The following is an 11485-nucleotide window of genomic DNA, read 5'->3' on the forward strand; positions in this document are numbered from 1 at the left end:
TGGCACCGTATTCGACCTCTGGTGAACCGCTCATACCGAAGTTGGGCGCGGTCGGTCTGTGCGGGTCTCCCAGGCCGGCTGCCGGGGGTCGTCGTTGTGCACGATGATGTCGGCGTGGTGGGTCGGGCGGACCGTGGCGAAATACAACTGTTGGGCGGGGATGTAGCGCTCGCGCCAGCGGCGTTCGACGTCGGCTCGTGATGACACCTGGTGCTCCCGGATGACGGCGCGTTCCACGGTCTTGTCGAGCGTCGTCGACACGAAGATGCGCAGGTCCCACCGATCGAGCAGTTCCGGGCGCATGAGGAAGACGCCGTCGAAGAGCAGCACGGCGTCGGTGGAGGCGGTCGTGACCGGTGGGGACAGCACGGTGTCCGCGGCGTGGTCGTAGACCGCGGGCCGGAAGCGTCGATGTCCGCCCGGGCCGAGCGGGTCGAGCAGGACCCGGTTCAGCGCGTCGTTGTCGTGGGTGTCGAAGTAGCAGCCTTCGGCCGAGTACTCGCCGCGCGGATAGCGCTGTGCCCGGGGGAAGAGGAAGTCGTCGATCGTCGCTCGGATGACGTCGCGGCCCTGTGCGCGCAAGATGGCGGCGAGCTCGTCGGCGAGCGTGGTCTTGCCCGCTGCGGGCGGCCCGTCGACGGCGACCCGCGTCGGGTGCGCGACGGTGACGGACCCGACCGCCTCAGCCAGCCGGTCGAGCATCTCGTCGCGGGTACCTTGGTTCATGTCCGCCCCGTCCTGGTCTCGCGAAGGTCGCCGTGTCAGGGCTGACCTTATGCGTGTCAGCCCCGTTGGCGCCTGCCCATGCCAGAGTGCGCGGGATAGCCGTACGCGTAGCCGTCGGTGGGGTCGGACGAGAGGTCCGGCGGTTCGTTCGCCGACGTCCAACTACGTTGCCGGCCCGGGTGGTGGCAGGTCGGTGGTGTCCGGCGCCGGAGGGGGTTCCCTCAGCAGTTCGACGCTGCGGGCCACGATCGCGGTCACCGGCGTGGCGAGGGCGAGGCCGGCGACGCCTGCCAGGGCGCCGCCGATCAGGGTGGCGAGGAGGATCACCGGTGGGCTCATGCGCAGTGTGGCGCCGAAGGCGATCGGGCTGACGAGGTTCTGGAGCAGGACGTTGGCGAAGACGACGACCAGGATCATCCAGAGTGCGGCCGATTGGCCGCCGCTGCCGAGGGCGATCAGCACGGCGAACAGTGCGGCGACCGCGGCGCCGAGGTAGGGGACGTACGCGCCGAGGAACGTGATGACGGCGATCGCGCCCACCAGCGGTACCTGCAGCAGCAGCGCGCCGAGGGCGACCACGGCGGCGTTGAACGCGCCGATGAGGGTCAGCCCGCCGTAGTAGCGGCGGACGACCATGGCGGCCCGGCCGAGCAGGCGTTGACCCAGTTGTCCCGGCAGCGGGAGGTGGCCGGCGGCCCGGGCGGTGATGGCGTGGCCGTTCATGAGCAGGAAGAAGCAGACGAACAGCGCCACGAACAGGCCGAGCAGGACGTTGACGCTGGCGCCGAGCAGGTTGCTCAGTGCCGGCAGCAGGCCGGCCACGAGGATGTCACCCGACTGGTGCACGGACTGCCGGCCGGCCTCGGCCGCGTTGCCGTCGACTCCTGCCGAGTCGAGGACGCGGTGCAGCTGGCTGACGGCCGCGGTCAGGTTCCGGCTGATCTGTTCCCGCTGGCTCGCCACGCCCCACACGACCAGCACGACCGCGCCGGCGCCCAGCGCGACCACGAGCAGGAGCGTGGCGGCCGCGCCGGCAGCGCGGGGCACGCGGCGCCGCGCGAGGCCGTCGACGACCGGCAGGAACGCGATGGCCAGGAACAGCGCGACCAGCAGCGAGATCACGATGGGCCGCAGGATGACGAGCAGGAGGATCGCCCCGACCACCAGCAGCGCCATACCGACGAGCGCCCAAGCCACGGAGCCCGCCGCCCGCAGGCGGTGCGACAACCGCTGTGACGGTGCGCGACGGGGTCCCGGTTGTTGATGCATGTGCTCGTTCATATGGCTGCGACTCACTGATGGCCCGCACGCCGGGAGACGACCGACGGTCTCTCGTGTGAGCCTCGGTACGGTTTGCTGAACTTGTGCTGGTGTCGCTGGGCATGCCGCATACGTTGTTCGCGCTGTCGGGCGAGCCGGGATGCGACGCGGAGCGACGCCACGGCGCAGACGAACACGAGAGCCGCGAGGACCAGGACGCCCGTCAGGACCACCTTGACCACCTCGGCGGGGTCGTCCCGGGCGGTGGCTGGGCCCGGGGATCGGCTACCACCAAATCTACTCGCGAGCCGGTCGTGACCGGTGGCAGCCGGCGTTCGGGGTACTGGCAGAACCTCCCAGACCGGGCCCGGCGGTCGTAGCGTCGAGAGCGTGGACAGCCGAGCCGAGATCCGTGACTTCCTCACCACCCGCCGGGCCAAGGTCACACCGGAGCAGGCGGGCCTGCCGGCCTACGGCGGGCACCGCCGGGTGCACGGGCTGCGGCGGGAGGAGGTGGCGCTGCTGGCCGGGGTGAGCGTCGACTATTACACCCGCCTCGAGCGCGGCAACCTCTCAGGTGTCTCCGACGGCGTCCTGGAAGCCGTGGCCCGGGCGTTGCAGCTCGACGACGCCGAACGGACGCACCTGTTCGACCTGGCCCGCACGGCCAACACCACCGCCGCGAACGCGCGCGGGCGGCGGCGTCCGACGTCGCAGCTGCGCCCGGTGGTGCAGCGGCTGCTGGACGCGATGACGATGGCGCCGGCGTACGTGCGCAACGGCCGCCTGGACGTGCTCGGCGCGAACGCGTTGGGTCGGGTGGTGTTCGCGCCGCTGCTCGACACGGCGGTGGCCACACCGAACATCGCCCGGTTCATCTTCCTGCACGCGGCGAGCCAGGAGTTCTACCGCGACTGGGAGACCCTTGCCGGGGACACGGTGGCGCTGCTGCGCGCCGAGGCCGGACGCGACCCGTATGACCGGGCGCTGACCGACCTGATCGGGGAGTTGTCCACCCGCAGCGATGTCTTCCGTACCTGGTGGGCCGCGCACAACGTGCGGCTGCACCGCTCCGGGGTCAAGCGCCTGCACCACCCGGAGGTCGGCGACCTGACCCTGGCCTATGAGTCCCTCGACCTGACCACCGACGTCGGGCTGCGGCTCAACGCGTACACCGCCGAACCCGGATCCAGCTCACAAGAGGCGCTGAACCTCCTCGCCAGCTGGACCGCGGCGCCGCGCGCGCGGCCCGCCGCCCGCCCGGCCGACTGAGCACGCCGACTGACCACGCTGGCTTGGGGGTTCTGCCGGTACCTGGAACGCCGGCCACTGCCACCTCGGCTTCGGCACCGGTTGGATGGACAGCACAGGGGTAGCAGTCACCGAGAGTGACGCATCGCGGCCATCGAACGGACATTCCGGAGGAAACAACCATGCGTGCAACCCTGATCTACGGTGCCGGTGACGTCCGGATCGAGACCGTGCCCGACCCGGAGCTGCGCGAACCGACCGACGCGATCGTCCGCGTCGTGCGCTCATGCATCTGCGGCAGCGACCTGTGGCCCTACGGGTCCCGGCCGGCCACCGGCGACGGCGACCGGATCGGCCACGAGTTCCTCGGCGTCGTCGAGGACGTCGGCCGCGACGTCTCCGGGCTGGCCGCCGGCGACCTGGTCGTGGCGCCGTTCGTATGGGCCGACAACACCTGCGACTTCTGCCGTGAAGGGCTGCAGACCTCCTGCCGGCACGGCGGGATGTGGGCCGCCGGCGGGATCGACGGCGGCCAAGGCGAGGCGGTCCGGGTGCCGCAGGCGCAGGGAACCCTCGTCAAGCTGCCCGTCGGTGAGGACTCGGCGCTGCTGCCGTCACTGCTGGCGCTGTCCGACGTGTTCCCGACCGGGCACCATTGCGCGGTCACCGCCGGCGTCGGCCCGCGCACCTCGGTCACGGTGATCGGCGACGGCGCGGTCGGGCTGTCCGCGGTCCTCGCCGCGCAGCGGCTCGGTGCCGAGCGGATCATCCTGATGGGCCGGCACAAGAACCGCACCGACCTCGGCCGCGAGTTCGGCGCCACCGACGTCGTGGCCGAGCGCGGTGAGGAGGGCGTCGAGCGGGTCCGGGAGCTGACCGGCGGCGACGGCACCCACACGGTGCTGGAGTGCGTCGGGCTGCGCCCGGCGATCGAGACCGCGTTCGCCGTGGTCCGCGACGGTGGCACGGTCAGCCGGGTCGGCGCTCCGCAGTACCCCGACGTGCCCGCCGACTTCGGGGTGTTCTTCCGCAACATCACGCTCACCGGCGGGGTCGCCCCGGCCCGCGCCTACATCGACGAACTGCTGCCCGACGTCCTCGCCGGCCGGGTCCAGCCGGGCAAGGTCTTCGACCGCACCGTCACCCTCGACCAGGTCCCTGACGGCTACCGGGCGATGGCCGACCGCAGCGCGCTGAAGGTGCTGATCCAGCCATGACTGGTTGAGCGCGCCCCCATCTCCACATCGACAGCATCCCGAAAGGAACCACCGTGAAGCAGCGAACTCTCGGAACCGGCCTGACCGTCTCGGAGATCGGCTACGGCTGTATGAGCCTCACCGGCGCGTACGGCAGCACCGGCGGCCCCGCGCGCCAGGACTCGATCGCGCTGATCCGTCGCGCCGCCGAACTCGGCGTCACCTTCTTCGACACCGCCGAGGTGTACGGGCCCTTCAGCAACGAGGACATCGTCGGGGAGGCGCTGGAACCGCTGCGGGACCAGGTGAAGATCGCCACCAAGTTCGGGTTCGCCTTCGCCGAGAACGGGGTGGAGCCGGGCGGGCTGTGCAGCCGCCCGGACAGTATCCGCCAGGCGGTGGAGCATTCGCTGCGCCGGCTCCGCACCGACCACATCGACCTGTACTACCAGCACCGGGTCGACCCCGACGTGCCGATCGAGGACGTCGCCGGCACCGTCAAGGAACTGATCGAGGCCGGCAAGGTCCTGCACTTCGGCCTGTCCGAGGCCGCCGCCGCCACGATCCGCCGGGCGCACGCGGTGCAGCCGGTCACGGCCGTGCAGAGCGAGTACTCGATGTGGTGGCGCGACCGCGAGCAGGACACGATCCCCGTCCTGGCCGAGCTGGGCATCGGCCTGGTGCCGTACAGCCCGCTGGGCAAGGGCTTCCTGACCGGCACCATTGACACCACGACCACGTTCGCCGACAGCGACTTCCGCGGCCAGACGCCACGCTTCCAGGGCGAGGCGCTCGCCGCCAACCTCGCCCTGGTCGAGGTCCTCAACCAGATCGCCGCCAAGGCCGGAGCCACCCCTGCACAGCTGGCACTGGCGTGGCTGCTGCACCAGCACCCCTGGATCGTGCCCATCCCCGGCACCAAGACCCGGCAGCGGCTGGAGGAGAACACGGCCGCCGCATCGGTGGAGCTCACGGCCGACCAGTTGGCCGACCTGCGGGCCGCGGCCGATCAGGTCAGCATCGTCGGAGCCCGGTACCCCGAGGCCCAGGACGCCATGACCAACCGCGACGCGCCGCTACCGACCAGATAGCCCCGGCTGCCGGCTGGACGGCACGACCTTCCAGGCGATGACGGCGGCGACGACGAGCAGCGCGGCGGCGATCAACGAGGTCACCTGCATGCTCTGTGCGAAGGCGTCCCGGGCGGCGGCGAGGATCTGCTGCTGCCCGGCGCCGGCCAGGGACTGGCTGCCGGCGGCGAGGGACTCGGTGACCGCCGTCCGGGCGGGATCCGGCAGGCCGGCCAGGTCGGGCAGGCCGCCGCGGTAGAACACCGCGTGCAGGGTGCCGAGCACCGCGATGCCGAGGGCGACGCCGAGCTCGTACGACATCTCGGAGATCGCTGACGCCGCCCCGGCCCGTTCGCGGGGGACCGCGCTCAGGACGGCGTCGGTGGCGGCGGTGTAGGCGATACCGATCCCGACACCGACCAGCACCAGCGCGAGGGCCAGCCCGAGGTAGCCGGCGAACCCCTCGGCGAGCGCGAGCAAGCCGAAGCCGGCCGCGGTGAGCAACAACGACGCCCCCAGCGTCGCGCCGACGCCGAGGCGGGCGATGACGCGGACGGCGACGACCACGACCGCGATCGAGGCGAGGGTGCCGGGCAGCTCGCGCAGCCCTGCCTGCAGGGGCGAGTAGCCGCGGACGAGCTGCAGGTACTGGGAGAAGAAGAACAGCAGGCCGCTGAACGCGAACACCGCGACGAGCGAGGCGAGCACGGTGCCGGTGAACGCGGGCCTGGTGAACAGGGTGACGTCGATCAGCGGAGTGCGCAGCGCCCGCTGCCGGCGGACGAAGACGACCGCGGCGGCGGCGCCGATGAGGACGGCGATCAGACCCGCGAGGTCGATGCCGGACGTGGCGAAGTGCTTGACCGCCCACACCAGCGGCACGATGGCGGCGATCGACAGCGCGGCGCTGAACGGGTCGAACCGGCCCGGTTCGGGGTTGCGCGACTCAGGCACCAGCACGGCGACGCTGATCAGCACCAGCAGCATGATCGGCAGGTTGATGATGAACACCGAGCCCCACCAGTAGTGCTCCAGCAGCGCCCCGCCGACCAGCGGGCCGAGCGCCGCGCCGCCGGAGGCGCCCGCCGACCACACGGCGACCGCCCGCGTGCGCTGCCGGGGGTCGGTGAACATGTCGCGGATGATCGACAGCGTCGACGGCATCACGGTGGCCCCGGCGACGCCGAGCAGCGCGCGGGCGGCGATCAGCCATCCCGCCGTCGGCGCGAACGCGGCGAGCGCCGACGCGGCGCCGAAGCCGGCGGCTCCGAGCAGCAGCAGCCGCTTGCGGCCGATGCGGTCGGCGAGGGTGGTGCTGGACGCCGCGGCGAAGGTCGTCGGCACGCAGGGCGCCGGCGCCAGCGTCGACACGATTGCCCGGCACGCCGGGGTGTCGAAAGGCGGCGTCCTGCACCACTTCAAGTCCCGCGACCAGATGCTGCTGGCGCTGGCGGAGGACCTGATCGAACAGTTCAGGGCGGCCGTCCACGCGGCGATCGACCCCCACGACAACGCGCCGGGCCGCCTGGTGCGCGGCTATGTCAACGCGACCTTCGACGAGCTCGTCAGCGGCGACGGGAACTCCGAGTTCGCGGTCCTCGTCGCGACGCTGTTCAGCGTCCCCGGCGTCGACGAACTGCTGCGGCAGGACAGCAGACGGTGGGCGGACGCCTTCGACGCGGACGGCCTGCACCCGCAGCGAGCGCGCCTGATCATGCACGCGGCCGACGGCGCGTCCATCGCCGGCCTGTACGGGGGCGGCGACCTGGAATCGCTGGAACAGTCCCGCCAGCTGCTGCTCGCACTGAGCCGCCAGGACGGCCCACTCGTCGCACCGTGACAAGGCACCGTGACACGGCGCTGAGAACGCGCACCTCCGAAGGTTTGTGCCGCCGGTATGAGGAAATTTCGCCCGCAGGTGGCCGCCGGCAGCGGAAACGAACCTGGAAGAAGGTGAGACGCGATGGCGAAGTACCTGTTCCGAAGTTCCTACACCACCGAAGGCGTTCGAGGCCTCCTCGACGAAGGTGGCAGCGGCCGCGTCAAGCAGACCGAGGAGTTGGTCAGCCGTCTCGGAGGCAGCGTGGAGTCGTACTACTTCGGCTTCGGGGCTGCGGACACCTACATCGTCGTGGAGCTGCCCGACAACTCGACGGCCGCGGCGGTTCGCCTTGCCGTCACCGCCTCCGGGGCGGTCGAAACGGAGGTGATCGCACTGCTGACGCCGGACGAGATCGATCATGCCACCCGGCAGAAGGTCGCCTACCGGGCACCCGGTGCCCGATAGGCGACTGGAGGCTGCCCGGCGGGGGACAGGGATGGATCACCTGTGCCCCGCCGGGCGCCGGCGGTCAGGTGCTGGAGAAGTACCCCAGGCAGTCCACCACCAGGTGTGTGCTGCCGCCGCCGGCGTTGTAGAAGTCCGTGACCCCGCCGCCGGTCCTCGGCAGTGACAGTGCGGCGATCGTCTGGCCGGCGAACCAGTTGATGGTGGAGGCCGCGGGCGGGGTGGTGCCGCTGGCGTAGGCCACGGCGAACCCCGCGGTGGTCCCCTGGGTGACCGTGAAGTTGAGGACGAGGGTCGCGTCGTCGGCGATGACGTTGGGGCCCTGCCCGATGGACCGGACACCGAACGCGGCGACCGGGGTGTTGTCCTGGCGGGTGTCCAGCAGCCGGGTGGCACTGACCGCGTGGTACTTGCTGCCGCTCGTGCCGGCGGTGAAGTAGCCGACCACGTCGCCGACGACGTCGGTGCTGCCGACCCCGCCCTGCATCGTGATGTCGATCTTTCCGTTGCCGGCCACGGCTACGATCGCGAGGTCGGCGAGCACGACACCGGTGGTCAGTTGCAGCCCGGAGACGGTGGGCAGGGGTGTGCCGTCGGCCCGGGTGATGAGGTGCCCGCCGGAGGTCGCGTTCGCCGAGGTGAGGTTGATCGCCACCGCGGTGATGCCGGTGGGGATGCCGTTGACGCCGCCGACCTGCAGCGCGATGGTGTTGCCGCCCGCCAGCGGGGCGGTCGGCGCCCCCAGCCCCGACCTCGTGTCGAGGATGCGGGTCGGGTGGAGCGAGTGGTAGGTGCTGTTGCCGGCCTTCGCCTCGTCGGAGGTGAAGTAGCCCGACACGTCGACCACGACGTGCGCGGTCCCGCCGCTGCCGTTGAAGATGCTGATCGTGCCATCCGGTCCGACCGGGACGATCGCGAAGTTGGCCAGCACGGCGTTCGCCTGGAAGTACACGTTCGACGTCACCGGCTGCGGCGTGTTGGACGGGTACAGCGTCAGGTAGCCGGATGCCGTCGGCGAGATCACGGTCGCGTTGACCGCCACGGCGGTGACGTCGGCGGCCGGGACGCCGTTCGCTCCGGCGATCGTCAGCCTGGCCGTGCCGTTCGGCTGGATCGGCGCGGTGTTGCCGCCGTTGCCGAGACCGCTGCGGGTGTCCAGGAACCGGGTCGGGGTGATCGTCTGGTAGTAGCCGGCCGGGGTCTGCGTCTGTGCGACGCCGGCGACCACCCGGACCTCGTCGATGTCGCCGGCGAAGAACTCCGCGGCGGCGCCGGCCCGCAGCGTGCGGCCGATGTTGAACGTGCCGCCGGCGTTCCAGACCGCGGCGACGCTCGCCTCGCTCTGGAACTGCCGGTCGACGTACAGCCGGATCCGTCCGGCGTGGGCGTCGTAGACGGCCTGCAGGTAGGTCCAGCTGTTGAGCAGCGGCGCCGCGAGCGAGTTCACCTGGACCACGGTCGGGGTGTCGGTGTCGGCGCCGGTGACCGCGAACGACCACCGGTTGGCGGTCTTGTCGTAGCGGACGGTGTACGCGGCGCCCCGGCTGCCCTGCTGGGAGAAGGCGGCACGGGACACGGTGGTGTCGGTGAGCCGGACCCAGCCCTCGACCGCGAACGACTGGTCCGTGCGCACCGCGGGGTCGGCCGTGGCGACGCCGGAGGTGCCGTTGAAGCAGAGGCCGGTGCTGAAGTTGTACCCGTCGCACACCGTCACGGTCGGGTCGGCGGGCAGCGTCAGCGGGTGCTGATACCTGCTGTTGTCGGTGACCTGCCGGGGCTCGGCGGTGGTGTAGTCCTCCATGTCCCAGTCGCCGGTGGTGACCGGGGCGGCGAGCGGCTTCAGGTCGAGGGCCGGGACGACCACGCGGTCCCAGACCTGGACCTCGCCGATGTCGCCGAGGAACGTGCCGGTCCGGGATCCGTTGAGCTTGCCGCGGCCGGCGACGAGCGCCCCGGTGGCGTTCCAGTTCGTGGCGCGGGTGGACTGACCGGCCAGGATGCCGTTCACGTACAGCTTCGCGGTCTTCGTGCCGGCGTCCCACGACGCCGCCAGGTGCGTCCACTGGTTGAGCACCGGCGGCGCGCCCGACGTCGTCTGCGCGACCGGCGCGTTGGCCGTGTCCGAGCCGTACATGGTCAGCGTCCAGCGGTTGACCGGGGCGGGGGCGTAGGTGACCGCGAACCCGCAGGCGGAGGCGCCTTCCTGGCACAGGACGGTGCGGGTGGTGTCGAGGCCGCCGGTCGGCCGGACCCAGGCGGCGGCGCTGAAGCTCTTCGACGTGTCGAGCACGGCGCCCGCGGTGGCGGCGAGGTCGTCGACCCCGTCGAACCGCAGCCCGCGGTCCTTGCCGGTGACGGCGTGGGTGCCCGGGACGCGGCCGTCGGTCCACGCCGGGCCGTTGGCGGCCGTCATGGCCGGGCCGCCGGCCGGCGACGTGGCCAGGCTGGTGCCGCTGCCTTCGTCCATCTTCCAGACGGCCTTCGGCGCGGCCGGGACGTCGACGAGGAACCGGTAGTCCTTCGGCGGCGACGCGTTCTGGGCGCCGTCGCGGGAGCGGACCGTCAGGACGTGCTCGCCGACGTGGGTCGGGGTGACCCAGACCGTGGCCGTCCCGCCGTTGGTGACGGCGTTGACCCACGACTTCGGGCCGGCGTCGAGCTGGTACTCGTAGTCGACGACGTCGGTCTCGCCGTTGGCGCCGAAGGTGAACTGGCCGCTGCGCCCGGCCGAGCCGCGCATGGTGTCGTTGGGCGGCGACTCGAGGTACAGGCCGTCGGCCGCGGCGACGGTCGGCCTGGTGCCGGGCGGGGTGATGTCGAGCGTGAACTCGCACCACGGTGACCAGCCCGAGCTGCCGCCCAGGCCGTCGCTGACCTGCACCTGCCAGCGGGCCATCGACCCGGTGATCGTGCCGTCCGGGACCCCGACCTCGGCGAGCGTCCCGGACGGGACGCCGGTGTCGCTCTTCGGCCAGCCGGCGACGGCGGTCCAGGCGGTGCCGTTCCACTGCTGGAGCGCGAACGACGCGGACAGCTGGCCGCTCTGGTCGCCGTCGGGGTCGGAGACGCTGGCCTTGAGCCACGGCGCGGTCGACCGCACGGTCGGCCGGCCGCCGCCGGTGGCGCAGGCCTGACCCGCGGCGGTGTAGTCGGGGTGTGTCGTCAGCGCCGACGCCTGCGGCGTGTCGGGCAGGGTGTTGTATTCGATGGACATGGCGGTGGAGGCCTGGTCGAACTTCTTCCACCGGTTGCCGGTGCTCTCGTCGGTGCCGTCGCTGTCGCGGGCCGAGAGGCCGAGGGTGTAGCTGCCGCGGCCCTGCCCGAAGTTGATGATGTCGTTCACCAGGGTCTGGTTGGCGAACTCCAGGTACATGTTGGGTTGTGGGTCGTTGCTGCAGCCGGCGCCGGTGGAGGGTTTGTGTGCGTTGCCGGATTTCGTCTCGACGAAGAGGTTGAGGGCGGGGCCGGACCAGGTCTGTTTGCCGCTGGTGGTGAGGTCGCCGGTGCGGTACAGGCTGACGGGGGTGGCGGTGCAGGACCAGGAGTGGGTCATGGTGGTGATGAACTTGGCGCCGCGGATCTGTTTGCCGGGCAGCCAGCTGAGGTCGAAGGCGAAGAAGGAGCGGTAGGTGCCGGATCCGTCGGTGTTGACGCCGACGCGGACGATGCCGTCGTCGCGGTTGGCGTTGGTGGAG

The 11485-nt window shown here is 71.6% G+C and carries 9 protein-coding genes; 5 read left to right on the forward strand and 4 right to left on the reverse strand.

Annotated elements, in window-relative coordinates; genetic code table 11:
- Positions 1 to 30 precede the first annotated feature (30 nt).
- On the reverse strand, positions 31 to 726 hold the full coding sequence (locus AB0I21_RS52975; RefSeq protein ID WP_360572954.1) for a uridylate kinase: 696 nt from the start codon (positions 724 to 726) through the stop codon (positions 31 to 33).
- A 162-nt stretch (positions 727 to 888) separates the two neighbouring features.
- Complete coding sequence (locus AB0I21_RS52980; protein WP_360572956.1) at positions 889 to 1902, reverse strand: AI-2E family transporter; 1014 nt, start codon at positions 1900 to 1902, stop codon at positions 889 to 891.
- 474 nt (positions 1903 to 2376) lie between these two features.
- Here AB0I21_RS52980 and AB0I21_RS52985 point away from each other — a divergent pair, with 474 nt between their 5' ends.
- From AB0I21_RS52985 to AB0I21_RS52995, 3 genes are all read left to right on the forward strand, one after another.
- Entirely contained in the window at positions 2377 to 3258 is an 882-nt protein-coding gene (locus tag AB0I21_RS52985; RefSeq protein ID WP_360572958.1) for a helix-turn-helix transcriptional regulator, read from the forward strand.
- Between the two features lie 161 nt (positions 3259 to 3419).
- Positions 3420 to 4454: an alcohol dehydrogenase catalytic domain-containing protein gene (locus AB0I21_RS52990; protein ID WP_360572960.1), complete on the forward strand. Its 1035-nt coding sequence runs from the start codon at positions 3420 to 3422 to the stop codon at positions 4452 to 4454.
- 53 nt (positions 4455 to 4507) lie between these two features.
- Entirely contained in the window at positions 4508 to 5524 is a 1017-nt protein-coding gene (locus AB0I21_RS52995; protein WP_360572962.1) for an aldo/keto reductase, read from the forward strand.
- Here the strand turns inward: AB0I21_RS52995 and AB0I21_RS53000 are convergent.
- Positions 5510 to 6847 (reverse strand): MFS transporter, encoded by a 1338-nt coding sequence (locus tag AB0I21_RS53000; RefSeq protein ID WP_360572964.1) that lies wholly within the window; start codon positions 6845 to 6847, stop codon positions 5510 to 5512. The genes AB0I21_RS52995 and AB0I21_RS53000 overlap by 15 nt on opposite strands.
- Here AB0I21_RS53000 and AB0I21_RS53005 point away from each other — a divergent pair.
- Both AB0I21_RS53005 and AB0I21_RS53010 read left to right on the forward strand, forming a co-directional pair.
- On the forward strand, positions 6813 to 7343 hold the full coding sequence (locus AB0I21_RS53005; protein ID WP_360572966.1) for a TetR/AcrR family transcriptional regulator: 531 nt from the start codon (positions 6813 to 6815) through the stop codon (positions 7341 to 7343). The two genes, AB0I21_RS53000 and AB0I21_RS53005, sit on opposite strands and share 35 nt — an antisense overlap.
- Positions 7344 to 7466: 123 nt before the next feature.
- Entirely contained in the window at positions 7467 to 7790 is a 324-nt protein-coding gene (locus tag AB0I21_RS53010) for a GYD domain-containing protein (protein WP_360572968.1), read from the forward strand.
- Positions 7791 to 7854: 64 nt separating this feature from the next.
- Here AB0I21_RS53010 and AB0I21_RS53015 read toward each other — a convergent pair.
- Positions 7855 to 11485 (reverse strand): LamG domain-containing protein (locus AB0I21_RS53015; protein WP_360572970.1); only part of this gene is annotated, 3631 nt, incomplete at its 5' end.

Source organism: Dactylosporangium sp. NPDC050588, assembly GCF_040654975.1.
Taxonomy (GTDB): domain Bacteria; phylum Actinomycetota; class Actinomycetes; order Mycobacteriales; family Micromonosporaceae; genus Dactylosporangium; species Dactylosporangium maewongense.

Bases quoted from the DNA above. Each gene is read 5' to 3' on its own strand.
- AB0I21_RS52975 (WP_360572954.1), bottom strand. From the start codon at position 726: ATGAACCAAGGTACCCGCGACGAGATGCTCGACCGGCTGGCTGAGGCG.
- AB0I21_RS52980 (WP_360572956.1), bottom strand. From the start codon at position 1,902: ATGGCGCTGCTGGTGGTCGGGGCGATCCTCCTGCTCGTCATCCTGCGG.
- AB0I21_RS52990 (WP_360572960.1), top strand. From the start codon at position 3,420: ATGCGTGCAACCCTGATCTACGGTGCCGGTGACGTCCGGATCGAGACC.
- AB0I21_RS53010 (WP_360572968.1), top strand. From the start codon at position 7,467: ATGGCGAAGTACCTGTTCCGAAGTTCCTACACCACCGAAGGCGTTCGA.